Below are 25,543 nucleotides of genomic sequence, written 5' to 3' on the forward strand. Positions count from 1 at the left end.
GAATGTTAAGGCTGGTCAGGTTGAATACCGTGTTGACCGTCAAGCTGCTATTCACGCTGCTATCGGTAAAGTTTCATTTACTGATGAACAATTAATTGAGAACTTTGATGCGCTGCGTGACGTTATTTTACGTGCTCGTCCATCAGCAGCTAAGGGTCAATACATTAAGAGCGTAGCTGTGGCTGCTACTTTTGGCCCTGGAATTAAACTTGATCCATTAAATTTGGACTAAAATTAAATAGTTAACTAAAGCAACTTTGCCAGTTTGGCAAGTTGCTTTTTTATCTCTTTGCAAGTATTTATGATTGGTCTACGGTAAAAGTTTTGATAAACTAGAGCTGAATTTATTTGTCTAATTGAGGGATTATTATGAAAAAAAGTAATTTAAGTGCACTGCTGGCATTAATCTTATTCATGCCCCTTTTTTTAACTGGTTGCAGTCAAAACCGGGAAAAAATTACTATAGTTGGCTCCAGTGCCTTACAACCTTTAATAGAACAAGCAGGCAACGATTATCACTTGGCTCACCTTAGCAGCAATATTGTGGTTCAAGGTGGAGGCTCAGGAACTGGTTTAAGTCAAGTACAAGCCGGAGCTGTACAAGTTGGAACCTCAGATGTTTTTGCGGAAACACAAAAAGGTATAGACGCCAAAAAACTAGAAGATTTTCCAGTAGCTGTAGTTGGCATCGTTCCAATTGCTAATAAGGGCGTTGGGGTTAAAAATTTATCTCCTGAGCAGCTTTCTGATATTTTTACCGGTAAAATTACAAACTGGCGTCAAGTAGGTGGCAAAAATCAGTCAATCATTGTGATTAATCGTTCACGTGGCAGTGGTACAAGAGCTACATTTGAAGATTTGATTTTAAAAGGAAAAGACGCGGTAAATTCGCAAGAGCAAGATTCTAATGGTACGGTTAAAAAGATTGTTAATTCAACACCTGGTACTATTTCTTATATTTCTTTTCCCTACGCAAATGACCAAAATATTCAAAAAATAAGTATAAATCATGTTCAGCCCGAAAATAAAAATATTCCTACAAATAAGTGGCCGCTTTGGTCCTATGAGCATATGTATACAAAAGGTAAGCCAAATAAGGCAACAGCAGCTTTTATCAAATATGTACTAAGCGAAAAAGTACAAAAAGATTTGGTTCCCAAAATTGGCTATATAAGTGTTCACGAAATGAGAGTAACGCGTAATAGTCAAAATAAGGTTACGAAGATAGGTAAATAAAATGGCAAAAAAAGAACAAGACTTACAGCAAGTTGTTGAAAATGCAATTGCCGAACAAAAAGTACCTCATGTTAAGTTTAAAGGCATTGATCCTAAAAATATTGATGTTGATCGTCTGACCAAGCCATCGAAAGAAACACGACAAGAATGGTGGGGCAGAGGATTAACATTTTTAGCAATTATATTAATTGGCATGTTAATAGTGGCAATTATTGGCTTTGTTGGGATGCATGGTTTGGCTACTTTTATTGATAATAAAGTAAATATTTTTCATTTTCTATTTTCTACTGACTGGAATCCCGGTGCTGGTAAGAATCATGTTGGTGCAGCTGCAATGATTGTAACTTCGTTTGCGGTAACATTATTGGCAGCGTTAATTGCGACACCTTTTTCCATTGCCGTAGCATTATTTATGACTGAATATGAGTCTGGCAAAAGGGTACAATTATTGCAATCAGTAATGGAATTACTAGTAGGAATACCATCCGTAGTTTATGGCTTTATAGGTTTAATGGTAGTTGTCCCAGCTGTCAGAACTATTTTTGGCGGGACAGGTTTTGGCATTTTAACAGCTACATTAATACTTTTTGTAATGGTTTTACCTACGATTACTTCTTTAACAGTTGATGCGTTTAAAGCTATTCCAAAGGATTTGCGCAAATCTTCCTCCGCATTGGGTGCGACAAAATGGCAGACTATATACCATGTCGTTCTAAGAGCTGCATGTTCCCGAATTATGACAGCTATTATCTTTGGTATGGCTCGTGCTTTTGGGGAAGCCTTGGCCGTTCAAATGGCGATCGGGAATGCGGTCCTAATGCCTTATAACTTGGTAAGTCCGGCAGCTACTTTAACCAGTCAATTGACAAGTCAAATGGGTAATACTGTTATGGGAACTTTACCTAATAATGCGTTATGGTCATTGGCACTTTTGTTATTAATTATGTCATTGGTGTTCAATTTCTTAGTACATTTAATTGGAAAGAAGAGTTAGTAGTATTATGAATGCAAAAAAAACAAATCGAATTGCTACTGGCGTAATTTATTTTTTAGTTGGAGTTGTTATACTGCTTCTGGTGGGAATTCTAGGTAATATTTTGATTTCGGGGATACCACACTTATCTTGGCATTTCTTAAGTTCAGCTTCATCATCCTTTGAAGCAGGCGGAGGAATCAGAGACCAACTGTTTAATTCTCTCTACCTTTTACTTCTGACGTTGATTATTTCCCTGCCAATCGCCTTGGGAGCCGCTATTTATTTAGCAGAATATGCCCCAGACAACTGGTTTACGCAATTAATTAGAACTACTATTGAAATTTTGAGTTCATTACCATCAATTGTTGTCGGACTTTTTGGTTATCTTCTGTTTGTAGTTCAATTTGGTTTTGGCTTTTCCATCCTTGCTGGTGCTCTAGCATTAACCTTTTTCAATTTACCTACTTTGACCAGCAATATCGAAGAAGCAATTAAAGGTGTTCCTCAGACCCAAAGAGAAGCTGGCTGGGCTTTGGGGTTGTCAAATTGGAAAACCATTCACGGTATTGTCTTACCAGCTGCCCTACCCGGAATAATTACTGGTGTGATTTTAAGCGCTGGAAGAGTTTTTGGCGAGGCTGCTGCTTTAATTTACACTACTGGGCAGAGTGGCTCTACCGTAGATTATTCAAACTGGAATATGTTTAGTCCTACTAGTTTTTTGAATATTATGCGTCCCGCTGAGACATTAGCTGTACACATTTGGAAAGTAAATACTGAAGGTATAATACCTGATGTAAATGTGGTATCTGCTGCAACTTCAGCACTTTTAGTAATTGTGGTCATCATCTTTAACTTTGGTGCACGAGCACTTGGCAACTGGATCTATAAACGGCTAACCGCTGCAAAGATAAAGTAGGAGAGTTCTTATGGAAAATTGGCAAAATCAAAAAAGCTACATTAAGACCTTTGCTGAGGATGAATGTGCAATATCAACGAATAATTTGAGTGTTTTTTATGGTGGTACTGTCCAGAAGTTGTTTGATGTCAGTTTGGGCTTTAAGAAAAATACAATTACTGCTTTAATAGGAGCTTCCGGATCAGGAAAATCAACTTTTTTGCGATCACTTAACCGTATGAATGATCGGGTAGCCCGTGTTGATGGCAGCATTATGTTTCATAACCTTGATGTTAATCAAAGTAAAATTAATGTCTATGAATTACGTAAAGCAATTGGTATGGTCTTTCAAAAACCAAATCCTTTTCCTAAATCGATTAGAGAAAACATCACTTACGCGTTGAAAGCAAACGGGCAACAGAACAAAAAGAAACTAGATCAGATAGTTGAGGAGAGTCTTAGGGCTGCGGCTTTGTGGGATGAAGTCAAAGACAAACTTGACCAAAGTGCTTTAGCACTTTCAGGGGGCCAACAGCAAAGATTGTGTATTGCCCGAGCCATTGCTTTAAAACCAGAAATTTTACTTTTGGATGAACCGGCCAGTGCCTTGGATCCGGTGTCTACTGCCAAGCTTGAAGATACGCTGAAGCAACTGCGTAAAAAATATACCATGGTTATGGTAACTCACAATATGCAGCAGGCTTCAAGAATTAGTGAGTATACAGCATTCTTCCATCTGGGACATGCGCTAGAATATGATACTACAACCAATATTTTTACTAATCCTCAAGGTGAAATCACTGAAAAGTATATTCAAGGTAGTTTTGGATAAAAGGTGGCGTTATTAATGACAAATGTAATGGAGGCAAAGAATGTTAAACTTAAATACGGCAATTTTGAAGCTTTACATGGAATTAGTTTAGCATTCCCTGCACAAAAATTGACCGCCTTGATTGGGCCTTCTGGTTGTGGCAAATCAACCTTCTTGCGTTGCCTAAATCGTATGAATGACGATATTGATGATATTAAAATTACCGGTGAAATTTTGTTAGAAGGCAAGGATATCTATCATTCTCATATCGACTTAGTTGCTTTGCGTAAGAAAGTGGGTATGGTATTCCAGCAACCAACGCCGTTTCCGTTTTCAGTTTTTGATAACGTTGCTTATGGCTTGCGTATAGCAGGGGTCAAAGATAAGGAACTGATTGAGCAGAGAGTTGAAGAAAGTTTGAAGCAAGCTGCAATTTGGAACGAAACAAAAGACAACCTGCAGCGCAATGCCCTTGCTTTTTCAGGTGGACAACAACAACGTATCTGCATAGCCAGGGCGCTGGCAATCAGACCGGAAGTTGTTTTGCTTGATGAACCAACTTCTGCTTTAGACCCAATATCAAGTTCTGAAATTGAAGAAACGTTAATGGCATTAAAACAAAAATATACTTTCATTATGGTGACACATAACTTGCAACAAGCGAGTCGGGTTTCTGATCAGGTGGCTTTTCTGATGAATGGTGAGTTGATCGAGTCTGGTTCGACACAGGAAATGTTCTTGTCACCTAAGAAAGAAATTACAAACAATTATCTTAATGGCCGTTTTGGCTAAATTTGGAGGTGGATTATGCACGAAATATTTTTAGACGAATTGAAGAAATTGAATGCTCGGTTTATGGAGATGGGAGTTTTAGTTAATGACCTGATCGATAGAGGTACGCGTTCTTTCGTCGAACATGATAAAAAAGCAGCGCAACAAATGATTGTGGAAGATAAGGAAGTTGCCAAAGAGGCTGTTAAAATAGAAAAGAAGGCTTTGGAATTAATGGCCTTACAGCAGCCCGTTGCTACTGACTTCCGAGTTGTTATCAGCATTTTAAAAGCTACAACGGACTTAGAAAGAATAGGAGAAAATGCTAATAGCATTGCTATTGAAACTGTCAGAGTTAAAGGTAATCCACGTCTTCCAGATGTTGAAAAAGTAATTTCCAACATGACACATCAGGTGCGTGAAATGCTGGTACAAGTATTAACAGCTTATGTTCAGGAAAATGAAAAAGATGCCAGACAAATGGTACTTGGTCATGCCAAAGTTTATAAGGATTATAAAAACGCCAGACAAATGATTATTGACGGTGTTGAACAAGAACCTGATGCTGCGGTGGCTTCTGCTAGTTATTTTGTGATCATTAGATTGCTTGAAAGAATTAGCGATCACATTGTCAATTTGGCAAGTTGGGTTATTTATAAAACTTCGGGTGAATTATTCGAATTAATTAAGCCTGATCCGAAAGAAAAATAATAACTTGCATTTAGAATATAATCCTGTTATATTTAATAAAGTAAATTCTACCTAAGACTCGGGTGGCATGACGCCTTAATTTCCCGCCGAGGCCAGAAGATAATGAAGAGTTTAAAGCTCCATGTCTTTCTTGGCATGGAGTTTTTATTTGGGCCTGATGGAATTTATTATTAATTTGATGGAGGTGAAATCGAGTGAGTAAAGCTGCTATTGCTGAAAAAGAGAAGTTCGTTGATGCGTTTGCTGAAGAACTTAAAGCTGCAAAAGCAATCTTGGTAATTGATTACCTTGGCTTAACTGTTGAAGAAGTTACTAACATGCGTAAGGAACTTCGTGAAAACGACGTTAACATGAAGGTTGTTAAGAATACTTACTTAAGACGTGCTGCTGCTAAGGCTGGTATTGAAGGTCTTGAAGAGACTTTTGTTGGTCCTACTGCTGTAATTTATACTGATAATGCTGAAGATATTACTGAACCAGCACGTATTGTTTCTAAGTACGAAGATAATTATGATGTTATCGACATCAAGGGTGGTATGTTAGAAGGTAAATTGACTTCTAAAGAAGAAATCAAGGAGCTTGCTGCCATTCCTGGACGCGAAGGCTTACTGTCAATGCTTGTTTCTGTATTACAAGCTCCAGTACGCAATTTCGCATATGCTGTTAAAGCTGTTGCTGATTCAAAAGATGAATCTGCAGAATAATTAATGTAATTTATATCTAAAAATTTTGGAGGATAAAATAAGTATGGCTTTAGATACTGAAAAGATTATTGAAGACTTAAAAGGTGCTTCAATTCTTGAATTAAATGACCTGGTAAAGGCTATTGAAGATGAATTTGGTGTTTCTGCTGCTGCTCCAGTTGCTGCTGCAGGTGCTGCTGGTGGCGAAGCTGCTGCTAAGACATCATTTGATGTTGAATTGACAGAAGCTGGTCAAGAAAAGGTTAAGGTTATTAAGGCTGTCCGTGATATTACTGGACTTGGCCTTAAGGACTCAAAAGATCTTGTTGATGGCGCTCCTAAGAACGTTAAGGAAGGCGTTTCTGAAGACGAAGCTAATGACATTAAATCTAAGCTTGAAGAAGTTGGCGCTACAGTTACAGTTAAATAATTGTAGTCTGGCTAGCCAAGCTAATAAAGGACGTATTTGCGATAAGCAGGTACGTCCTTTTTATATTACTTATTACTATACTTTTAAGTATTATAACTACAAATATCATCTTATAGGATAATAAAAAAGATAGTTATTTATTTATAAAGTTGGTAGTGCTATTATTAAAATTAATAATGTACCCAAATAAAAAACTGTAGAGAGAAACTTTAAAAGGTAGTTAACAGCTATTTTGGAGCTAAAGCTATTTCACAGTGGTGTAATTATTTCAAAGTCAGTTTTTCTAAAAGGCACTAATAAACAAAAGGAGAAGTAAATGAAAAAGACTAATTTTCATAAACTTGTGGCTGCGGTAGTAGCAATCACAAGTATTGCAAGTGGGTTATTTGTTGACTCAAGAGTTACTGAAGCTAAGTCAGTATCGGGCAGTATTGTTTTAAAGACGCCAGCAGTAAAAAGGGTGAAGGTCAAAAGGAAAGCAAATTTATATAACAATAAAGGGCGCAAGTTAAAGAAAATAGTTTTGAAAAAAGGCAGAAAATTAACTGTTATCAAAAAAGCCAAAAAAATAAGAGGTAAGAAGTTTTATTTTGTGACTAAAAATAGACTGATTTTGGCTAAAGATGTTACTACTTTAAAAACGAAAGCTAAAAAACCGCAGAACTTGCCAACAAATCCATCTAATACCCAAGATAAAGTAACACCACCAAACTCAACCAATACAGGTACAACTCAGACTGCTAAAAAGAATGCAAAAATTGAAAGCTTTTCTCTTAGTGAATTTAGACAAGAATTTTTAAAAAAATTGAATGAAGAAAGAGCTCAACGTGGACTTAATGCTGTTAGTGAAGATGCTAATCTTGATGAAATAGTTCAGGAAAGGACAAAATTATTGCCTGATAATTTTGCACACGTAGATGCTGCTGGCAATTTCATTTTGAATGATTTCTTTAATAAAGCAGGAGTTAAGCGTCACAATACAGCGGAATGTTTAGCAATGTTTCCTTGGGGTGTAGACGTGAATCACTCAGATAATAGTCTGCTTGATGCTACAAAAAATGCAAGTAGTGCGCTAGTTGCTGACAATATGATTTATGAATATATCTATAATGATGCTGAATCTAATTGGGGTCACCGTGACATTTTACTCGATCCTAGTGCTAAAACAATTGGTCTGGGTGCAATAGCAGAAAATGACAGTAAACAAATTTACTCATCAGTTGGTGTAATTTATTAATTACTTAACTCAAATAAAAGCTTTAATTATAAAAATGAAAAATCTAATTATGTTTTTGAATTAGTTTTCTGACATAGTTAGATTTTTATTTTGTTTGCAAAAATACTATTGTCCGCTAAAATTAATAAGATAAGGTTTTAAGAAATGAGCAAATTATGATTGATAAAGAAAATCAAATGTATTTCACTGAAAATCCTACTTCCGAGCATAATGAACGCGTCATTGACTATCAAGTTAATGGAATTGATCTTAAATTTACTACTGATGCAGGGGTTTTTTCAAAAACGCGGGTAGATTACGGTTCAGGTGTATTAATTAAGGAAATGGCAAATATTGTTTTCCCTCAAAATAATATTCTGGATATCGGAACTGGTTATGGTCCTATTGGACTTTTTGCAGCCAAATTTTGGCCCGATCAAACTGTAGATATGGTTGATATTAACCAGCGGGGACTGGTTCTGGCTAAAGATAACGCTGCAATTAATGGAATAAAGAATGTCAATATTTATAAGTCAAATGTTTACGATAAAGTTTTTGATGAACCAAAATTTGGTTTAATAGTGACTAATCCGCCTATTCGAGCCGGAAAGAGCATCGTTTCAAATATCTTAAATGGTGCCAAGGGTCATCTTGTTCAAAATGGTGTTTTATTAGTCGTGATTCAGAAGAAGCAGGGAGAACCCAGTGCGCGCAAATTGCTAATTAAAACTTTTGGCAACTGTGTGATATTAAAAAGGGATAAAGGCTACTATGTATTGCAGGCGGTGAATAATTAATGTCATTTTCAAGCGCTGACAAAAAGAATCTGATGCAACTAGCTTTTAAACAGGCTGAAAAAGCGCAAAGCTTGGGGGAAGTTCCAATTGGCGCAGTAATAGTTGCTCCAGATGGGCAAATTATTGGAGAAGGATTTAACAGGCGTGAATTAGACCAAGACGCGACACAACATGCTGAAATGATTGCAATCAGGCAAGCTTGTTCAAAGCTCGGTACCTGGCGTTTAATTGACTGTAGCCTTTTTGTCACCTTAGAGCCATGCCCGATGTGTGCAGGCGCAATTATTAATTGCCGCATTAAAAATGTCTTTTTTGGTGCACTTGATCCTAAAGCTGGTGCAGCTGGCAGTGTGGTTAACCTTTTTGAAATAGCTAAATTTAACCACCATCCCCATGTGATTCGTGGATTATACCGTGAAGAAGCCAGTCAAATGCTGAAAAAATTTTTCAAAGAGATAAGACAAAAGCAAAAAGCAGCAAAAGACTCTGGTAAAAATTTCGCAAATTAGTGGAAAAATACTGTAAAATAAGTTAATATATCTTATGGGCAATGTTTGACCTCCAAAGCGTGTCAGGACCGGAAGGTAGCAGCACTAAGGTTGCTCGGGCATGTGCCTTTTATTAGATAATTACAAACTCTTAACTCTTTCGCAAGAGTTAAGAGTTTTTTACTAGGGAAGACTGATCAATGGCTTATCAAGCGTTATACCGCAAATGGAGACCTCGCACTTTTGCTAGTGTAATTGGTCAAAATGATATTACGGATACTTTGAAAAATGCAATCAAGCGCGGTACAATCTCCCATGCCTTTTTATTTGCTGGGCCACGTGGTACCGGGAAAACTTCCTGTGCCAAAATCTTTGCCAAAGCTTTGAACTGTATCAACTTGCAGGACGGTGAGCCATGTAATAAATGTGCTAATTGTTTGGCAGCTGATAAAGGTGCAATGGCGGATATTATGGAGATTGATGCGGCTTCCAATAATGGTGTTGATGAAATACGCGATATCAGAGATAAAGTAAAATATGCACCAACTCAAGGTAAATACAAGGTATATATCATTGATGAGGTTCATATGTTGTCAATGGGAGCATTTAATGCTTTGCTTAAAACCCTTGAAGAACCTCCAGAGCACGTTGTTTTCATCTTGGCTACTACCGAACTGCAAAAAGTACCAGCAACAATTATTTCACGGACGCAGCGTTATAATTTCAAGCGTATCTCACAAACTGACCTAGAAAAGCGGATGAAGTATATACTGGAGCAAGAAAAGATCAGTTATGAAGATAAGGCTTTAGCGGTGATTGCTCAGGTAGCTGATGGTGGTATGAGGGATGCTTTGAGTATCTTGGATCAACTATTAAGTTTTGATAAAAACAAAGTTGAGTATGATTCGGCTCTTGAAATAACTGGATTTGCCGCTAAAGAAAAAATTGAACAAATTTTATTAGCAATATTGAATGAAGATGCAACTAAAGCTCTATCTTTAGCACAAACAGAACTTACAAATGGTGCCAGTTCGAAAAATATTTTGGATGAACTTATTGAAATGGCGACTAATGCCTTAATGGTTATTAAAACCAATGACAGCAGCCAACACTTCTTTTTAAGCAACGATTTTATTGAACAAATTAAAGAAGTTGCTCCTGAACGCTATTTTCAGTTGATTTCTGCGGCTAATACCGCATTAAATGATTTACGCTATACTAACCAGCAGCAAATTCCTTTGGAAGTATTTGTAGTTGAATGTGCTGGGAAAAAAGCAAGTACGGCGGACTCTAAGAATGTTATATCAGAGTCTGCCAATTCTCAAAATGCTAACAAAGATCTGACAGAAGAAATAGCAACATTAAAAAAGCAGGTTACAGCTTTAACCAAAAAAGTTTACAGTTTAAGTAAAAAACAAACTAGAAACAGCGATCAGATTTTTCATCTTGATAATTCTGTAAGCAACCGATTTGCTAAAAATAGTGCGGAAGGTTCTAAAACAAAGTCTGTTGCCAAACCTAAAAAAGCAAGTAAAAGCAGAAAAAAGACCAATGAACAAAATCGTAAGCAAGTTTACCATGTGTTAGAAAATGCCACGAAGGATGATCTCACTACTATTAAAAATGTTTGGCCCGATTTGCAATCTGTTTTGGGTGTTTCGCAAAGAGCTTTGTTAGATGTACTTGAGCCAGTTGCTGCTAGTGCCAATCAAGTAGTAATGAAATGTAAATATACCCTTTGGTTTGAAAAAGCTAGTGAAGATGGTAATTTATTAGATATTTTGACTGAAGAAATTGCTAAATTTACTAAGCATGGTTATGAAATAGTGCTAGTACCTGATGAAGATTGGGCCAGGGTACGTAAAGAATTTATACAGAAACATGGTAAAGAATTACTTGATAAGCAAAAACAAAAAGATTCAGAATCTGAACAAAGTGGGTCAGATAATCAGATAGTGGATAAAGCCAAAGAGTTATTTGGTGACACAGTAAATGTTAAAGACTAGAATTTAAGGAGAAAAAATAATGAGTAAAAGACCAAATTTTGGTGCCATGGGCAGTATGAATATGCAACAAATGATGAAACAGGCCAAAAAATTGCAAGAGCAAATGGCTCAGGAACAAGAAAATATTACCGCACAGGAATTTGTGGGCAAGTCTGCAGATGATTTAGTTGTAGCTACTTTTAGTGGTGATCGTAAATTAAAAAATATTACTATTAAAAAGGATGCAATCGACCCAGATGATCCAGATATGCTGCAAGATTTAGTTATTGATGCCGTTAACAAAGGCCTTCAAGAAATTGATCAAGCTACACAGCAAAGTTTAGGTAAGTATACGAAGGGTATGATTTAATTGCAATATCCAGCACCAATCGCGCATTTAATTGATTCTTATATGAAATTACCTGGTATTGGTGAAAAAACAGCAACGAGGCTTGCTTTTTATACTCTTGATATGCCAGATGAAGATGTTCATGGCTTTAGTACAGCACTAAAAGAGGTAAAAGAAAAACTTCATCGTTGTTCTATTTGTGGCAATATTACGGAAAAGGATCCCTGTGCAATCTGCAGTAATCCTGAACGAGACCAGTCGACTATTATGGTTGTTGAGCAGCCAAAAGATGTAATGGCTTTTGAAGACATGGGTGAGTATAGTGGTCTATATCATGTCCTGCATGGTGTTTTGTCACCAATGGATGGTATTGGGCCAGAGGAAATTAACATTAAGTCACTGATAGTCCGTCTGCAAAAACAGGATGATGTAAAAGAGGTTATTTTAGCTTTGAATTCAACTCCCGAAGGTGAATCAACAGCGATGTATATTAGTAAACTAATTAAACCTGCTGGAATTAAAGTAACACGTCTGGCTGCTGGTTTGGCTGTTGGCAGTGATATTGAATATGCTAATTCGATTACTTTAAAAAGAGCGGTACAGGGGAGAACTTCAATCTAATGGCACGTAATAAAGTTAAAAAAATGGGTGACGAATTATTAATGGCCACAATTGAAGACTTGCAGGAACAGATTGCTGTTCAAAAAAATCTTGATCCAACAACACTTGATATGTCTGAAGACAATGTAGTATCAGGTAAAATTTTAAGAGCAAAGTATTCTTTTTTATATAATGAAGCTCGACATCGCCATACAAGATTTAGTGGTTTTTCCAATGCGATTTCAGAATAAAAAGTCCTTCGTGAAAGGACTTTTTATTTTGCGCGAAAATTAAAAGTACGTTGGGGTGTTCATATAAAGAGAACTCTTGTAAAATAGAAACATGGAGAGTTTTATGAAAAGTTATTTTATCAGTTTCGAAGGGCCAGATGGGTCAGGAAAAAGTACGGTTTTAAAGCAGGTTGTAGCTCAAATTGGTCCCAGGTTGAAGACACAATATCTAGTAACGCGGGAACCCGGAGGTTCTAAAATTGCAGAAAAAATCCGGCAATTAATTTTGGATCCTGTTAATGAAGAAATGTCTGCTAAAACTGAAGCATTGCTTTATGCAGCTTCACGTAGCCAACACATGTTTGAAACTGTGATACCGGCTCTTAAAGCTGGTAAGGTGGTTTTTTCTGATCGTTTTGTTGATAGTTCACTTGCTTATCAAGGAGCTGGGCGAGACTTGGGTATTGCTGCTGTGAAACAAATCAATGATTTTGCTACCAGTAAAATTGAACCGGATCTGACTATATTTTTAGATGTTAAACCGCAAGTGGGCTTAGACAGAATTGCTAAAGAGCGAGCTGGTCAAGAAGACCGTTTGGAACAAGAAAAATTAATTTTTCATCAAAAAGTTTACCAGGGTTATCAAGAAGTAAATCGGGCTCATCCCCAAAGAATACAGGTAGTTGATGCAAATAAACCACTCAATTTAGTTGTAGAGGATTGTGTTAAAATAATTGCAAACCGATTACCAGCAGATTTATTAAAGGACTGATTAAAATGAAGTTAATAGTTGCAATTGTTCAAAAAGAAGATGCAAACCGCTTGCAGCGTACCTTTGTTAAAGAAAGTATTCGTGCAACTAAACTTGCTACAACTGGTGGATTTCTTAGTGAGGGTAATACGACTTTTCTTATCGGTATAGATGATAAACATGTTAAACAAGTTTTGCGTATTATCAAGGATGAATCCAAATCACGTGAAGAATATATGAATCCAAATATTGTAATGACAGGTTTTGATATTAGTAGTCAACCGGTAAAAATTACAGTTGGTGGGGCTACTTGCTTTGTCTTGTCGGTTGAAGAATTTAAGCAATTCTAATGTCTGTCAATATTAAGGAAGCGGGCCAGAAGCAAACTGAACTTTTACGTCAGGCACTCGAACAAAATAAACTGGCGCACAGTTACTTATTCGTTGACGCTAATGAAATTCAGGCTTTAAATACGGCCTATTGGTTAGCTTGTCTCTTTAATTGTAGTGGCAGTAAAAAACCAGATGGTACTTGTCAAAACTGCCGGCAGATTATTTCAGGCAATCACCCTGATGTTTTGCTGGTAAAACCCGAAGGCAAGCAAACTTTGGGCATTGATAAAGTGCGAATTTTAAAAGAAGAATTGGCTAAAAGTCCGGTTCAAAGCAATGTACGTTTCTTTTTTATTAATGAAGCACAAAAATTAACTTTGCCTGCAGCTAATGCTTTGCTCAATTTGCTGGAAGAACCTATTGCACCCGTTGTTACTATTTTAATTACCAATAATACTGATCAAATTTTGCCAACGATTCGTTCACGTACTCAGATTATTAATTTTACGAATAATGAAAAAGAGAATGGCAAAAGTGCGGAATTATTAGCAAATGGCTTTAGTCCTAGTGAAGTTAGCGAGCTGGAAGATACAGCTAAATTAGATAAAGATACTAAATATTTTTATCAAGAAATGATTGAACATAACTCATTAGCACTTGTCAGCGCGCACCAGTTGGCTGAAATAGCAAGAAGCAAAAGCGAACAAAATTATATTCTCTTTTTGCTTAAGAAATGGGCGCAAGAGGAATTAGAAAATAATCATCAAGATGATGGAGCAAGAATGCTAAAGTATTTGCTTGAAATTGATAAGATGCAGTACAGCAATGTTAGTTTTCGTAATTTACTTGATTTTCTTGCTTTGCAGTGGAAACGGTAGGTGTTCGTGGTGGATTCATATTCAAAGTTGGAGCAGCTTCACGATTCGATGGTTAACATGACCAAAACAATCGAAAGTTTAGAGAATAGTATTTTAGAGACATTAAAAGAAAATACTGAATTAAAAGTAGAAAATCAATTGTTGCGTGAAAAAATGGACAAAATGAATAATGCCCACAATGGTACCGTAAAAACTCAAAGTGGCCTTGAATCTTTGCGGCAAATATACAGCTCAGGTTATCATATTTGCAATATGTACTATGGCTCTCACCGTGATCCTAATACAGACTGCATGTTTTGCCTGGATATTCTTGATAATTTCGGTGAAAAGAAGAAGAAACATTAAAGGACTGATCAAATGCAGAGGCAAAGTAGTTATGCCCAAGAAAATGGTAAGCTTTATCTAGTACCAACTCCGATTGGTAATTTGGAAGACATTACGATTAGAGCAAAAAAAGTTTTACAGGAAGCTGATTATATTGCAGCTGAAGATACCAGGACTAGTGGCATCCTGCTTGAAAAAATTGGGGTCCATAATCATATGCTTTCTTTTCATAAGTATAATTCAAAAGAAAGAGCGCCCGAATTAATTAAATTAATGACTGAGGGTGCAGTTATCGCAGAAATTAGTGACGCTGGAATGCCCGTAATTTCTGATCCGGGATATATCTTGGTTCAAGAGTGTATCAAAAATAATATTCCAGTTGTCCCTTTGCCAGGTGCTTCCGCCTTTACTACTGCCTTGATTGCTTCTGGCTTTGATGCTCAACCATTTACCTATTATGGCTTTTTACCGCGCAAAAAGACTGAGCAAAAATCCTTTTTTGAACAAATGAATAAAGCGCACGCAACATCTGTTTTTTATGAAGCACCACATAGGTTGGTGAAAACACTTAATAATATGTCCGAGATTCTGGATTCTGAGCGTCAAATTGTTGTCGCTAGGGAACTGACTAAGATTCATGAGGAGTTTATTCGTGGTACAATCAGTGAAGTAACTACTTATTTTGAACAAAATGCGCCAAGAGGTGAATTTGTGATTTTGGTTTCACCAAATACCAAACAAGCAAAACAGTTATCCTGGACCGAGCTCTTTACATTAGTAGATCAATTAGTTGCCAAAGGAAAAAGTAAAAAAATGGCAATTAAGGAGACTGCTCAGGAAAATCACGTCTCCAAAAATGAATTATATGAACGTTATCATCAAAAGCAGGTGAAATTATGAAATACAGTGAAAAGCATATTGTAAATTATTATGAGTGTGATGAAAATAAAAATTTAAAATTGCCTGCAATGATTGACTTGATGATGAGCGTCTCAGAGCATCAATTAGATTCAGGTAATGGTAGTACTAACGCCTTGACCAAAAGGGGATTAGGTTGGGTTGTAACGCAGTACCATATTGAAGTTACACGTCTGCCCCATCCAAATGAAGAAATTATACTTACGACTGAACCATTTGGCTATAACCGTTTTTTGGAATATAGAAATTATGTATTTACCGATCAGAATAGCAATGAGCTAATAACAGTAAAGAGTGAATGGGTTTTATTTGATTTAAAGACTCGCAAATTAGTATCAACTGATAAGGAAATGATGGCTGAATTGGGAATACCACTCTTGAAAAAGCTGCCTCGTTTTCCCAGGTTGCGGGTTCAGAAAAATTACGATAAAAAAAGGCAGTATCGAGTACGCTATGATGATTTGGATACTAACCATCATATGACTAATGGCCACTATTTTAATTGGTTTCTTGATACACTTGACCGCGATTTTTTAAAAAATCATATCGTCAAAACTATTGATATTAAATTTAACCTTGAAGTCCGCTATGCGCAAACGCCTTATGCATGCGTAAACTTAATCAAAGATGGTGATACTATAAAATCATTTCATGCGATTGCGGATGAGGACAAAAATGATAAAGCTGTTTGTGAACTAACTTGGCGCAAAATATAATATAATTATTTTTTGTGTTCTAAGATAATTTAATTAAAGAAAGAAAGTGCTGCAAATGACTATTAAAGAAATGTTTAAGGTCGAATTGCGTGATCTTGTACTCTTAGGAATTATTGTCGCAATGAAGATTATTCTTAGTCGTTTTACAGTCGGATCAGCTGTTGTTCATGTAAGTTTGGGTTTCATCGGAAGCGTGATGCTAGGATACCTTTTTGGACCTGTTTGGGGCAGTATTGGCGGTGGAATCAGTGATTTGGTTTCATCAGCTCTATTTGGTAATCAAGGAGGCTTTTTTATCGGCTTTACCCTCAGTGCAATGATTGGTCCGTTTATTTATGGCCTGGTCTTTTATCAAAAGCCAGTCAAAATTTGGCGGATTATTTTGGCAACTCTATTAGTGACAGTTGTTGTTAATATAGGTTTAAATACACTTTGGGTTCATCTTTTATATGGTATTGACTACTCTGTCGCGCTTATTCAAAGAATTCCGAAGGAAGCCATCACCCCCTGGGTGGAAATGATTGTCAATTATTTTGTTTTAAACGCAATTTCAAGAGTTAGGATTAACAGGTAATTTTCGAAAAGAGTAAAAATATTTTAGAATGAAAATTTTGAGTATGTCGACCGCGACAAATAATTTAAGTGTGGCTTTAAATGATGGTGCTAAAATAATTACGGAAAAGAATGAATTTGACCAACGTAATCACAGCGGACATTTAGATCCATTAATTGACGAAATTTTAAAAGAAAATGATCTAAGTTTGGCAGAAATCGATCGTTTTGCCGTTGCAATTGGACCAGGTTCATATACTGGTTTACGGATTGGCGTTACGACAGTAAAAATGTTTGCCAGCATTTTACATAAAGATGTAGCAGGCATTTCTACCTTACAAGCATTGGCAGCTAGTTGTGCAGAAAAAGACACTTTAATAGTGGCTGGGATTGATGCTCGTAATGACAATTACTTTGCGGGTGCTTATGTCAATAAGGAAGATGATTTGGGTCCTGAATGTGTAATACCTGATGGGCACTATCATATTGACACACTTTTAAGCGCAGTAGCAGAATATTGTGCAAATAACAATCTGGAAAATGTTATTTATGTTGGTACTGGCTTTGAAAAACAAAAAGAGGCTATCAAAAAGACAAATATCCCCTTTAGTTTTGGCACTGAAAAACAAAATGTTGTTCATGGCGGCTTAATAGGCAAGCTGACTTTGAATGCTCAACCCGATGATCCAGACCAGTTGTTGCCAAACTATTTGCGGCGCACACAGGCTGAAATTGATTGGCATAAAAAGACCGGAGAAGCATATAAACCTGACAGTAACTATGTGGAAGAAGTTTAAGTATTTCTGGCCTTTTTTGTTTGTAGCACCAAAGAAAAAGTCTGTTGACTTTATACCTGAAAAATTCATTATCAATCACTCTATACTGAATATTAGACAGGCGCAAATTGAGGATATTTCTGCGATCTTGTTACTTGAGCAAAGTTTATATCAAGGAGAGGAGCCTTGGAGTAGAGCAATTTTTCAAACTGAATTAGGCAAAAAGAATTCACTTTATATACTTGTATTGCAGTCGCAATTAGTGGTTGGGCTAATTGGTGTCCGCATTGATATTAAAAAAGCGCACATTACCAATGTAATGGTTGATTCAGCTTGGCAAAAAAGAGGTATAGGTACTTATTTAATTAGAAAAGTAATTGAAGTTGCCCAAGGAAAAAGTTGTGAGGAAGTTAGCCTGGAAGTAAGAGAAGATAACTTGAATGCCCAAAAGTTATATCAAAAATTGGGTTTTGTTACAACTTTCGTTTGGCCCAATTATTATCAGGACTCCCGGCAAAATGCGTTTAACATGGTACTTAAATTGGTAGATGATTGAAAGAAAGGAAATAGAAGTGGTACATAAAAAAGATATCCGGATTTTAGCTTTTGAAAGTTCTTGTGATGAGACTTCGACATCTGTTGTCAAAAATGGCAGAGAAGTTGAAAGCTTGATAGTGGCAACTCAAATTAAAAGTCACCAGCGTTTTGGAGGAGTCGTTCCCGAAGTAGCTAGTCGCCACCACATTGAAGTGATTACGCAAATTACCAAGGAAGCTTTAAGTGAAGCAAAAGTAACATGGAATGATATCGATGCTATTGCCGTAACTTATGGACCAGGTCTGGTTGGAGCCCTGTTAATTGGTGTTAGTGCAGCTAAAGCTGCTTCAATGGCTACAGGCATCCCCCTAATTGGTGTAGATCATATTATGGGCCACATTATGGCAGCACAATTAAAAGAAGAGATTACTTATCCAGCTCTTGCACTGCAAGTTTCTGGTGGTCACACTGAAATTGTTTTACTTAAAGACCCGACTCATTTTGAAATAGTTGGTGATACTAGGGATGACGCGGCAGGTGAGGCTTATGACAAAATCGGACGTGTGCTTGGGGTTAATTATCCTGCCGGTAAAACTATTGATGAATGGGCTCACCAGGGAAAGGATACCTTTGATTTTCCTCGTGCAATGATCAAAGAAGAGGACTACGATTTTTCTTTTTCTGGTTTAAAGAGTGCGTTTATTAATACTTATCATCATGCCGAACAAATTAACCAAAAATTAAATAAATACGACTTAGCCGCCAGCTTTCAGGCTGCAGTGATTGATGTTTTAGCAACTAAAACAATTAGGGCGATTAAGCAGTATCAGCCCCAAACCTTTATTATGGGTGGTGGTGTGGCCGCTAACCATGGTTTACGTGACAGAATGAACCAAGAAATAAAAAATTTACCACAAAATATGCGACTAAAAGTCATTTTGCCTGAGTTAAAATTATGCGGAGATAATGCCGCAATGATTGGTGCAGCGGCATACAATTTATATCAGGAAGGAAAATTTGCTGATCTAACTTTAGATGCTGATGCATCATTAGAATTACCTTACGCGTCAGAAATGCTGCAATAAAATAAATAATATCAGGATCAAGACAAAATCCATACGGAAAAAGGCGTTGAGTTCAACGTCTTTTTTTGTTCTGAAAATAGTTTTTTTCCAGACTCTTTTTTATCATTATGTGTTTTGAATTCAACTATTTTAAACATTAAATTTATGTATCAATTACTAAATGATCGGAGTATACAAAATGACAGTTGGTGAATAGCTACAGTATCGGATTGCAAGAACTTTTAGATAGTAGTATTAAAAAATAAAAAATGTCACATATGCTTTAAAAGTCATATGTGACATTTTTTAATTTAGTTTTCTTAACAGATTACAATAAAGTCAAACAGGTAGGGGAGGAAATTAAATGGTTAGTTTACTACATTCATTGATGATCCTAGCTATTAGCATGTTTTAAAGAGTTCAAAAATACAAAATTTGATAATCACTTTGATTATGAATTTTATACGAATAGACTATTAATAAAACTCAAATAAAAACAAGTTTCTACCAATAAATAGGGATACGTTTAAACTTCTAATCAAAAAACAATAAAATTATGGTAGACTAAATATAATAACCCTATCATTTTTAAATTAATTTACCATTCAAAAAAGGAGACAATGATGTTAATAGTCCAAAACCTATCGCTCAAAACCAGGCAGCCAATCCTGCACGATTTTTCTTATCAATTTGCACCCGGTCAATTTTATCAAATTGCTGCAGAAAATGGTTCTGGTAAAACAAGTTTCTTGCGTGCTGTTACGGATTTAATTCCAGTTTCTTCTGGTAAAGTCTTATTAGATGGAAAACCATATGCCAAAAATAAGCGTAAGCTTTTTTTCTTTGAAAGCAATGAATGGTTCAACGTCAATTTAACTAGCCTTGATTACTTAAAATTTGTGAAAAAACAATGGCATTCTAATGTCGACCTTAATCAAGAGCTTGATTTGCTGGGTGTACGTGAGTATGTCAAAGTCCCAATTAAAAAGTATTCGCTTGGAATGAAACAAAAATTGATCGTGGCCATGTACTTAGTTAGTGGCGCCGAATATTACTTGATGGACGAGATTACTAACGGTCTTGATGAAGAAAGCCGCGCAATTCTTTATAAACGACTAAATGATGAGGTAGTTCAGCGTAATAAATGTATTATTCTAACCTCTCACTATAGCAGCGAGATTAAAGTGAATAACTTACACCGGCTCGTTTTACAAAAACAAATGATGCACGAGGTAGATCAATGAGCTCATATTTTTCATTGCAACTTAAAAAGGTTATTAAACACAATCTAACAATTATTTCACTGGTTATTTTATTATTAATTTCTTTTGGCTTACTATACATGAAGTCTGCACAACTCACTGCTACCGGTTCTTTAAAAGGAGATGCTCAAGGCCAGATTGCTGTGAAAAGGGAAGCCTTAAAAGCGGATCGTCAAGCACTCAAACGATATTCACCGCATGGAAAATCATATAAGGCCACTGAAAAAGATATCAAACAAATTGAAAAGGAATTAAAAAAAGATCAAACCTTTGTAGATAATATTAATCACAATTACTGGAAACGAGTTTATGAGATCAAATTAAAAAGGGAACAAAAAGGCAAATTGACAGATCTAAGTTCAGATGAAAAAGATGGACATAAAAGTATAATACTGCGTTTAAAGTATCTCATAGTTCACCCTATGCCTTATGAAAGCGACAGCGCAGTCACCGGGATACAATTTCTGTTAGATTTGAATGCAAACTATTGGCCCGTCTTATTTAGTTTGGTAATGATTTTTATTTTGACTTATTTATTTACTGGTTCTTATAAAAATGGTCTTGACATTTCCAGTGTCTTGCCAATTAATCGCTTTCAAAGTACCCTGACTAATAATATTGTTGGGCTATCAGTTGTTAGCTTTATTTTTCTTTTACTAAACCTATTAGTTTTTGGTGGAGCAGCGAGCATTTTTGGTACTGGTCGTAGTGACTATCCTTACATCATTCACCATCTGGTTAGCGGCCACTTGGTGCCAGGAATTGTTCCGACTGCCAAATTGTTGCCCCAAGCTGTTATACTGCAGCTCTTAAATTTCATATTTATGGTTTTGTTTGTGCAGCTGATTGCTAAAATTTTTCATAACCAGTTACCGACTCTGTTAGTTTCGCTATTGCTTTTATTAGGCGGTCATTTTGTTACAATTTTTATTATTCCGCTGGAGAAGATTGCACAGTGGCTTCCTGGTACTTACTTAGGAGTTTTAAACATTGTTTCAAATCAAACAGCCTATACAATGAACAATTCTGCTATTAACTTTTCAAATGGTGTGTTTACCTTAATACTAAGTTCTATATTATTATTGTTGTTGGTACTTTTAATTGATCGCCTTACAACTGTTACACATAGAAATGGGAGACTGGCATAATGTCCTATCTGGCTTTTCAGCTTAAAAAAGTATTTAAGAATAAGCTAACCCCAGTTTGCTTAGCAATTCTAGTCTTAATAATGGGTATTGTCTTATTCATGAATATACGCACTAATCCCCAATTTTCCTTGCAGGCGTTGTCTAAATCAGAGATTGCATACCGCCAAAAAGAAATTAACCGGCAGCAAAGATTACTTAAACACGATAAACAAAAATCGAAAACTGAAGTTTACCATGATACTAAAGCTCCTATTAGGCAAAACCAAGATGTAGTTAAGCAAGATAAACAAGTTTTAAATGCAGCAAATAAAGGCAACTGGCGTAAGGCATACACGATTATGTGGCACCAAAAAAAGCAAGAACAAACTATTGCATCAAATGGCCAAGATTTAGCAGGCCTTAATTCAAAAATAAATATAGAGAAAAAACTGCAATTCTTTAACTATTTACGCCATGAGCCTTTGCCTTATGAAAGTCAGGATATGCCAGTAACAGGCTGGCAGTTCTTACTCCAATTAAATCAGCAATATTTACCTTACGTATTTACTCTTGTTGCTCTGTTTTTACTAACTTTGCTTTTAACTGATTCTTACCACCAAAAGTTAGATACAGCGCAGTTATTACCGCTTGAAAAAAATAATTTAATGATTTCGAATACCATAGCAGGAATAGTCCTGACTCTTGGTAGTTTTTTAGCGATTAATTTAGTATTATTTATTGTAGCTTCCCTTATTTCTGGTACAGGTAGTTTATCCTTTCCTTATATCGTTGGTCAATATACAGGTGGTAGGCCTCTTATTGAACGTGTATCTACTGGCAGTTTTATTATTAAAGTAATTGTATTGCAGGCACTTACCTTGATCTTCGAGGTTGTCTTAGTTCAATTACTTGCCCGAATTTTTCGTGATAAATTACCAGCATTACTTATCGCTATTTTACTTGTCCCGGGACTTAACATTGCAACTATGGTCGTTGAGCCGCTGCGTAAGATTTGCGCTTGGCTCCCAATGACTTACCTGAACGCAGTTGACATAGTATCAGGCAATTTAGGAATTAATTATCAAAATGTGCAGTTGAACTATACGACAGGGCTTTTAACACTGTGCTGTTCAATTTTAATAATTACTATTATGATTTCACTGTCCAGTCATATAAAATATAAAGAATAAAATTTTATATTTCTTAAATCAACGTTTTTACTTTTAATTTAGTATTATCATGACTTTAGATCGTTCATTTGTTTATTTAAATAATGCTTACTCAAAAGTCTTTTAAAACTAAGTGTAAAAATATTTAACAAGTAATAACATACTCGTCATTACAAAATGGAAAACTCATTTCAAAAGAGTCTGGGAAAAGATAGTTTTTTCCCAGACTCTTTATTATCTCTTAAAAATCTTTGTAGAAAGCAGTCAAGTTGTATTTGTCACACGGATTAAAATCACAACTTTCATAAAACATGCGCGTTTTAACGGTATTTTCTGTCAACAAAACTTTTTGTCTAACAGAATCATATTTCTTTAGCACGCTATTGATTAATTTCGTACCAATTCTTCGCCTTTGATAAGCAGGATTAACCAGTAAATCTTGGATATAAGTGATGGTCAGACCATCACCAACTACTTTGATTAATCCAACTAATTGGTTCTGATCATAAGCGCCAATAGCAAAAAGCGAATTTGCAATTGCCTTTTGTAGTTGCCGAGGTTTTTGCGTATAAGAACTCCAATCAACGCTTGTGTATAAATTGATGAGTTGGTCTAAAGCAATATTTTAGTCAGCTATATATTTCATTTTTATTTCTCCTTAACTAATTGATAATTAAAGAGTAATGCGTGATTTTCCCATGTACACCTTTCCAATTTATTCTTTATAGAGCCAGAAATTTATCAAGTTTTGCAAATAAAAAATTTATTATATAGTTAGCGAGGCAATTACTGCAAGTTAAAAAATAAAGAAACAGCAAATAAAAAGACTGATTTGTTCCTATTTTTGTTGTGCTTACTTGATATATTATTTTAGTCAAAGCTATCAAGTTCAGTCAGTGCCTTTTCCCAAGCATCATTTGCCTCAGCAAGTTGTTTTTGCACTTCAGTGAGCTGTTCCTGCAAAGGACCTAATTTGTCGAAGTTAGTAGCAATTTCAGGATCAGCCATTTGAGACTGAATATCTTCCTGCTCTTTTTCCAGGTGTTCAATCTTATTTTCAGTATTTTCAACTTCTCTTTGTAACTTGCGCTTTTGTGAATTGCGCAATTTTTGCTCTTGATAAGAAAGTTTATTTTTATTTTCGTCTACTTTTGCTGCCGTATTGTTTGTTGCCGACTGGTCCTCTGTAACAATATTTTTCTTGTTTTTTTCATCTAAATAATAGCTATAATCACCCTCATAAACATGAGCACTACCATCTTTGATCTCAACAATTTTATTGGCTAATTGATTAATGAAATAGCGATCATGTGACACAAACAATAAAGTACCATCAAAATCCTGTAAAGCTTTTTCTAATACTTCTTTGGCCTCAAGATCTAAATGGTTAGTAGGCTCATCCATCAGCAGAAAGTTGTTATGCTCTAGTGACAAAACCGTTAATGTTAATCTGGCCTTTTGACCACCTGAAAGTTGCCCGACAGTTTTATCAATATCCTTTGCCGTAAACAAGAAACTGGCTAAAATAGAACGAACATCTTTTTCAGGCATTGTTTTATGACGGTCCCAAACGGTGTCAATCACCGTTTTAGTTGGATCAAGTCCTTGTATTTCCTGATCATAATAGCCGATATCTAGCGAAGCACCATATTTAATTAAACCTTTTTTCGGCTTTAATTCTTTCATAACGGTTTTTAGTAAAGTTGACTTACCAATACCATTTTGACCAATAACGGCTACGCGGTCGCCTTTATTTATTTGGAGAGAAATATCATGCAACATTGTTTTTGTCGGATAGCCAATTGTTAAATCACGTAAAATTAACACTTCTTTACCTGAAGGCCTTTCGCTTTGGAAATTAATGCGCACTTTATTTTTGTGCTTTGGGGGAGTAATCTTATCCATTTTTTCCAATTGCTTGCGGCGGCTTTGTGCTCGTTTAGTAGTTTTGGCTCTGACAATATTTTTTTGAATAAATTCTTCGTCTTTTTTGATTTGATCTTGCTGCTTTTCATACGCTTCTTCTTGCTGCCGATCACGCAGCTGCCGTTCAGCAACGTATGCGGAATAATTGCCTTTAAAGTCAGTTAATTTGCCAAATTGCAATTCAAAAATCTGTGTGGCTAAATTGTCTAAAAAATACTGGTCGTGGGAAACAACTAAAATAGCACCAGAATAGTTTTTAAGATAACTTTCCAACCAGTCCAAAGTGTCTAAGTCAAGGTAGTTGGTAGGTTCATCAAGTAATAGCAGAGCAGGTTTGCGCAGTAGCAATTTAACAAATGAAAGTCTTGTTTTTTCTCCTCCGGAAAGACTTGCGATCTTTTTGGACCAAGTTTCTTCAGGAAAGTTAAAGCCATTCAAAATACTTTTGATATCAGCCTGATAGGTATACCCTCCTTGCTGCTCAAAGTTGAATTGCAGTTGATCATATTGTTTTAACAAATCATTTTGTTTGGGGTTTGCGGCAATGTCTTGCTGTAAACTTGTGATTTTTTTACTCATATTAATTAAGGAAGTAAAAACGCTGAGCATTTCTTCCCAAATAGTTTTACTTTCATTTAGACCATTTTCCTGAGCAATATAGCCGACATCTATGTTTTTATTAATTGTGAAGTCACCATGTGTGGCTTCTTCCTCGCCAGTCATAATTTTAAGCAGGGTTGTTTTACCAACCCCGTTAGGTCCAATCAGACCAATTCTGGCATTTGCGTCAATTGAAAAATTGACATTTTTAAATAATGTGTTGGCACCGAATTGTTTTTCTAAATCGTGTCCTTGTGCAATTATCATAATTTTTCACCTAAAAACCATTTTAGCATACGTATTGAATTTCTTGTGTGAAAGTTTGACGGATATATGAAAGAAAAAGTGCAAAAATAAAGACTTTTTATGCTTAAATAAATAAAAATACTAATTCCTATTATCAAGCCTGTTACTATTATGCTAAAATTTA

The 25,543-nt window shown here is 35.9% G+C and carries 30 protein-coding genes, 1 other RNA gene, 1 pseudogene and 1 other annotated feature; of the genes and pseudogenes, 30 read left to right on the top strand and 2 right to left on the bottom strand.

The annotated features are described in order from the left end of the window. From Q0K80_RS06325 to Q0K80_RS06470, 30 genes and pseudogenes are all read left to right on the top strand, one after another. Positions 1 to 232 (top strand): annotated as a pseudogene (locus tag Q0K80_RS06325) (50S ribosomal protein L1); the annotation flags it as partial. 137 nt (positions 233 to 369) lie between these two features. Beyond that, positions 370 to 1,236, top strand: coding sequence for a phosphate ABC transporter substrate-binding protein (locus Q0K80_RS06330; RefSeq protein WP_294604462.1), 867 nt, complete (start codon positions 370 to 372; stop codon positions 1,234 to 1,236). Between the two features lies 1 nt (position 1,237). After that, positions 1,238 to 2,230: a phosphate ABC transporter permease subunit PstC gene (pstC, locus tag Q0K80_RS06335; RefSeq protein ID WP_294604464.1), complete on the top strand. Its 993-nt coding sequence runs from the start codon at positions 1,238 to 1,240 to the stop codon at positions 2,228 to 2,230. Positions 2,231 to 2,237: 7 nt separating this feature from the next. After that, on the top strand, positions 2,238 to 3,131 hold the full coding sequence (gene pstA / locus Q0K80_RS06340) for a phosphate ABC transporter permease PstA (RefSeq protein ID WP_294604466.1): 894 nt from the start codon (positions 2,238 to 2,240) through the stop codon (positions 3,129 to 3,131). A gap of 10 nt (positions 3,132 to 3,141) precedes the next feature. After that, on the top strand, positions 3,142 to 3,942 hold the full coding sequence (gene pstB / locus Q0K80_RS06345; RefSeq protein ID WP_294604468.1) for a phosphate ABC transporter ATP-binding protein PstB: 801 nt from the start codon (positions 3,142 to 3,144) through the stop codon (positions 3,940 to 3,942). A 15-nt stretch (positions 3,943 to 3,957) separates the two neighbouring features. Next, positions 3,958 to 4,713, top strand: a complete 756-nt coding sequence (pstB, locus tag Q0K80_RS06350) for a phosphate ABC transporter ATP-binding protein PstB (RefSeq protein ID WP_294604470.1) — start codon at positions 3,958 to 3,960, stop codon at positions 4,711 to 4,713. A gap of 15 nt (positions 4,714 to 4,728) precedes the next feature. Beyond that, positions 4,729 to 5,403: a phosphate signaling complex protein PhoU gene (gene phoU / locus Q0K80_RS06355; protein WP_294604471.1), complete on the top strand. Its 675-nt coding sequence runs from the start codon at positions 4,729 to 4,731 to the stop codon at positions 5,401 to 5,403. Positions 5,404 to 5,435: 32 nt separating this feature from the next. Then, positions 5,436 to 5,559: a sequence feature (ribosomal protein L10 leader region), on the top strand. A gap of 38 nt (positions 5,560 to 5,597) precedes the next feature. After that, a complete protein-coding gene (gene rplJ / locus Q0K80_RS06360) occupies positions 5,598 to 6,107 on the top strand; it encodes a 50S ribosomal protein L10 (RefSeq protein WP_046325277.1) in 510 nt (169 codons plus the stop codon). Between the two features lie 43 nt (positions 6,108 to 6,150). Next, positions 6,151 to 6,516 (top strand): 50S ribosomal protein L7/L12, encoded by a 366-nt coding sequence (rplL, locus tag Q0K80_RS06365; protein ID WP_294604472.1) that lies wholly within the window; start codon positions 6,151 to 6,153, stop codon positions 6,514 to 6,516. 316 nt (positions 6,517 to 6,832) lie between these two features. Continuing rightward, complete coding sequence (locus Q0K80_RS06370; protein WP_294604474.1) at positions 6,833 to 7,753, top strand: SLAP domain-containing protein; 921 nt, start codon at positions 6,833 to 6,835, stop codon at positions 7,751 to 7,753. A gap of 155 nt (positions 7,754 to 7,908) precedes the next feature. Further along, the gene (locus Q0K80_RS06375; protein ID WP_294604476.1) at positions 7,909 to 8,529 is read left to right on the top strand and encodes a methyltransferase; all 621 of its coding nucleotides are present in this window, start codon (positions 7,909 to 7,911) and stop codon (positions 8,527 to 8,529) included. After that, positions 8,529 to 9,038 (top strand): tRNA adenosine(34) deaminase TadA, encoded by a 510-nt coding sequence (gene tadA / locus Q0K80_RS06380; RefSeq protein WP_294604478.1) that lies wholly within the window; start codon positions 8,529 to 8,531, stop codon positions 9,036 to 9,038. The genes Q0K80_RS06375 and tadA overlap by 1 nt, the downstream gene beginning before the upstream one ends. A 27-nt stretch (positions 9,039 to 9,065) precedes the next feature. Next, positions 9,066 to 9,163: signal recognition particle sRNA small type (gene ffs / locus Q0K80_RS06385), an RNA gene on the top strand. Positions 9,164 to 9,217: 54 nt separating this feature from the next. Continuing rightward, on the top strand, positions 9,218 to 11,023 hold the full coding sequence (gene dnaX / locus Q0K80_RS06390) for a DNA polymerase III subunit gamma/tau (protein ID WP_294604480.1): 1,806 nt from the start codon (positions 9,218 to 9,220) through the stop codon (positions 11,021 to 11,023). 19 nt (positions 11,024 to 11,042) lie between these two features. After that, positions 11,043 to 11,372, top strand: a complete 330-nt coding sequence (locus tag Q0K80_RS06395) for a YbaB/EbfC family nucleoid-associated protein (RefSeq protein WP_294604481.1) — start codon at positions 11,043 to 11,045, stop codon at positions 11,370 to 11,372. Then, positions 11,373 to 11,972: a recombination mediator RecR gene (gene recR, locus Q0K80_RS06400; RefSeq protein ID WP_294604483.1), complete on the top strand. Its 600-nt coding sequence runs from the start codon at positions 11,373 to 11,375 to the stop codon at positions 11,970 to 11,972. Beyond that, on the top strand, positions 11,972 to 12,202 hold the full coding sequence (locus Q0K80_RS06405) for a YaaL family protein (protein ID WP_294604484.1): 231 nt from the start codon (positions 11,972 to 11,974) through the stop codon (positions 12,200 to 12,202). The genes recR and Q0K80_RS06405 overlap by 1 nt, the downstream gene beginning before the upstream one ends. Positions 12,203 to 12,305: 103 nt before the next feature. Further along, positions 12,306 to 12,953, top strand: a complete 648-nt coding sequence (tmk, locus tag Q0K80_RS06410; RefSeq protein WP_294604486.1) for a dTMP kinase — start codon at positions 12,306 to 12,308, stop codon at positions 12,951 to 12,953. A 5-nt stretch (positions 12,954 to 12,958) separates the two neighbouring features. After that, positions 12,959 to 13,282: a cyclic-di-AMP receptor gene (locus tag Q0K80_RS06415; RefSeq protein WP_294604488.1), complete on the top strand. Its 324-nt coding sequence runs from the start codon at positions 12,959 to 12,961 to the stop codon at positions 13,280 to 13,282. After that, complete coding sequence (locus tag Q0K80_RS06420; RefSeq protein WP_294604489.1) at positions 13,282 to 14,142, top strand: DNA polymerase III subunit; 861 nt, start codon at positions 13,282 to 13,284, stop codon at positions 14,140 to 14,142. The genes Q0K80_RS06415 and Q0K80_RS06420 overlap by 1 nt, the downstream gene beginning before the upstream one ends. 9 nt (positions 14,143 to 14,151) lie before the next feature. Then, on the top strand, positions 14,152 to 14,487 hold the full coding sequence (gene yabA, locus Q0K80_RS06425) for a DNA replication initiation control protein YabA (protein WP_294604491.1): 336 nt from the start codon (positions 14,152 to 14,154) through the stop codon (positions 14,485 to 14,487). 12 nt (positions 14,488 to 14,499) lie between these two features. Continuing rightward, on the top strand, positions 14,500 to 15,366 hold the full coding sequence (rsmI, locus tag Q0K80_RS06430) for a 16S rRNA (cytidine(1402)-2'-O)-methyltransferase (RefSeq protein WP_294604493.1): 867 nt from the start codon (positions 14,500 to 14,502) through the stop codon (positions 15,364 to 15,366). Next, complete coding sequence (locus Q0K80_RS06435) at positions 15,363 to 16,100, top strand: acyl-ACP thioesterase domain-containing protein (protein WP_294604494.1); 738 nt, start codon at positions 15,363 to 15,365, stop codon at positions 16,098 to 16,100. The genes rsmI and Q0K80_RS06435 overlap by 4 nt, the downstream gene beginning before the upstream one ends. A 55-nt stretch (positions 16,101 to 16,155) precedes the next feature. Beyond that, entirely contained in the window at positions 16,156 to 16,674 is a 519-nt protein-coding gene (locus tag Q0K80_RS06440) for a folate family ECF transporter S component (RefSeq protein WP_294604495.1), read from the top strand. 28 nt (positions 16,675 to 16,702) lie between these two features. Then, positions 16,703 to 17,449, top strand: a complete 747-nt coding sequence (tsaB, locus tag Q0K80_RS06445) for a tRNA (adenosine(37)-N6)-threonylcarbamoyltransferase complex dimerization subunit type 1 TsaB (protein ID WP_294604496.1) — start codon at positions 16,703 to 16,705, stop codon at positions 17,447 to 17,449. After that, complete coding sequence (rimI, locus tag Q0K80_RS06450; protein ID WP_294604497.1) at positions 17,433 to 17,984, top strand: ribosomal protein S18-alanine N-acetyltransferase; 552 nt, start codon at positions 17,433 to 17,435, stop codon at positions 17,982 to 17,984. The genes tsaB and rimI overlap by 17 nt, the downstream gene beginning before the upstream one ends. Next, entirely contained in the window at positions 17,977 to 19,050 is a 1,074-nt protein-coding gene (gene tsaD / locus Q0K80_RS06455; RefSeq protein WP_294604498.1) for a tRNA (adenosine(37)-N6)-threonylcarbamoyltransferase complex transferase subunit TsaD, read from the top strand. The genes rimI and tsaD overlap by 8 nt, the downstream gene beginning before the upstream one ends. Positions 19,051 to 19,649: 599 nt before the next feature. After that, positions 19,650 to 20,273 (top strand): ABC transporter ATP-binding protein, encoded by a 624-nt coding sequence (locus Q0K80_RS06460; RefSeq protein WP_294604499.1) that lies wholly within the window; start codon positions 19,650 to 19,652, stop codon positions 20,271 to 20,273. Next, complete coding sequence (locus Q0K80_RS06465) at positions 20,270 to 21,439, top strand: hypothetical protein (protein ID WP_294604501.1); 1,170 nt, start codon at positions 20,270 to 20,272, stop codon at positions 21,437 to 21,439. The genes Q0K80_RS06460 and Q0K80_RS06465 overlap by 4 nt, the downstream gene beginning before the upstream one ends. Then, positions 21,439 to 22,608 (top strand): hypothetical protein, encoded by a 1,170-nt coding sequence (locus Q0K80_RS06470; protein WP_294604503.1) that lies wholly within the window; start codon positions 21,439 to 21,441, stop codon positions 22,606 to 22,608. The genes Q0K80_RS06465 and Q0K80_RS06470 overlap by 1 nt, the downstream gene beginning before the upstream one ends. Before the next feature lie 220 nt (positions 22,609 to 22,828). Here the strand turns inward: Q0K80_RS06470 and Q0K80_RS06475 are convergent, their stop codons facing one another. Together Q0K80_RS06475 and Q0K80_RS06480 are read right to left on the bottom strand one after the other, a co-directional pair. Beyond that, a complete protein-coding gene (locus tag Q0K80_RS06475) occupies positions 22,829 to 23,209 on the bottom strand; it encodes a GNAT family N-acetyltransferase (protein WP_294604506.1) in 381 nt (126 codons plus the stop codon). Positions 23,210 to 23,457: 248 nt separating this feature from the next. Further along, positions 23,458 to 25,380: an ABC-F family ATP-binding cassette domain-containing protein gene (locus Q0K80_RS06480; RefSeq protein WP_294604504.1), complete on the bottom strand. Its 1,923-nt coding sequence runs from the start codon at positions 25,378 to 25,380 to the stop codon at positions 23,458 to 23,460. Positions 25,381 to 25,543 lie beyond the last annotated feature (163 nt).

Origin of the sequence: uncultured Lactobacillus sp. (assembly GCF_945290125.1) — a bacterium.
GTDB classification, from domain to species: domain Bacteria; phylum Bacillota; class Bacilli; order Lactobacillales; family Lactobacillaceae; genus Lactobacillus; species Lactobacillus rizhaonensis.